Genomic DNA, 1374 nt, shown 5'->3' on the forward strand with positions numbered 1-1374 from the left:
TGAGGTTGACCCGGTTCGACGGATAGATTTGCAGTTGAGTTTAATGCGGTGTGGCACCTCCCGATAAGGTTGAATCGCGGGTTGTCCACGGTCGGGCGGCGGGTCGCCTGTCACGACCACGACGCTGCCCGGCGGTGGGCAACCCGCGCGACGATAAGCTTTGATCTTGCACATGCAGGTTTTCGAACTCGAGCGGCGAACAGTAGCCGATGCTGCTGTGCAGGCGGCGTATGTTGTACCAGCTCTCCAGAAACGAGAACAGACGCCGCCGTGCCTGTTCGTGGGTCGCGAAGTGTTCGCGACAGAGCAGTTCGGCTTCGAGTGTGCCGAAGAACGACTCGCACATCGCGTTGTCATAGGCATCGCCGGCCGTGCCCATCGACGGCTGTACGCCTGCTTCGCGGCATCGCCGTCCAAAGGCAATGGACGTGTATTGGCAGCCTTGATCGGAATGTAGAATCACACCGTCATGGCGTCGTTGCTGCAACGCCATGTCCAGCGCGCGTAACATCAGTTCCGTGTACAGATGGTTGGACATCGCCCAGCCGATGATGCGACGGCTGAACACATCCAGCACGACCGCCAGATAGAGGAATCCTTCGCCCGTGGGTACATAGGTCGCATCTGCGACCCACAGCACGTTTGTCGCGTCAGCACTGAAGTGCCGGCGCACCAGATCAGGCGCACGCCGGGCGCCTGCGCGTGGCCGTGTGGTGCGCGGCCAGCGCCGCCGGCTTGCCCCGCACAGACCCGCCATACGCATGAGGCGCGCTACCCGCTTGCGCCCCACGTGTACGCCTTCGCGCGCGAGCTGCGCATGGATACGCGGTGCCCCATACGTGCCGCGCGAGCTCGCATGTAGCGTGCGGATGCGCGCGAGCAGTTGCGCATCGCTACGTGTGTGCATCGCAGGCTCTCGCACCAGCCACGTGTAATAGCCGCTCGTCGAGACGCCGAGCAGCCGAGCCATCATCGCAATGGGCCAGCGGGCCCGGTTCGCTTTCATGAATCCGTACCGCTCTTCGGTGGAATGGATCCCGTCTCCCTCGCGAACCAGGCTGCCGCGTGAGAGAGTATGTCGCGCTCCATCTTCAGTTGCCGGACTTCACGACGCAACCGTGCGAGCTCCTGCCGTTCGGCTGTGGTCAGACCGTCATGCCGCACGCCTGTGTCGCGATCAGCCTGCGCCACCCAGTTGTAGATGGTCTGTGCAGTCGGCTCGAACTCCTTTTCCAGTTCCTCCGGCCTACGTCCAGCCTTCACCAGCTCGACCATTTGCGCCCGAAATTCCGCCGGGTACGGGGTACGATGCTTGCCCATAATCGGCACCTCCTTCTCCAAAGGATAGATGTCCGTTTTTCTGGGTCAACTTCA

The 1374-nt window shown here is 62.2% G+C and carries 1 protein-coding gene; it reads right to left on the reverse strand.

The genetic code is table 11. From position 1 onward, the window contains the following. Nucleotides 1-40 precede the first annotated feature (40 nt). Nucleotides 41-1320, reverse strand: a protein-coding gene (locus BG61_RS38435) for an IS3 family transposase (RefSeq protein WP_411776674.1) whose coding sequence is annotated in 2 segments (ribosomal slippage) — nucleotides 41-1062 and nucleotides 1062-1320 — 1281 coding nt in all. Because the reading frame shifts where the segments join, the coding sequence is not laid out codon by codon here. Nucleotides 1321-1374 lie beyond the last annotated feature (54 nt).

It is taken from the genome of Caballeronia glathei (assembly GCF_000698595.1).
In the GTDB taxonomy this organism is placed as follows: domain Bacteria; phylum Pseudomonadota; class Gammaproteobacteria; order Burkholderiales; family Burkholderiaceae; genus Caballeronia; species Caballeronia glathei.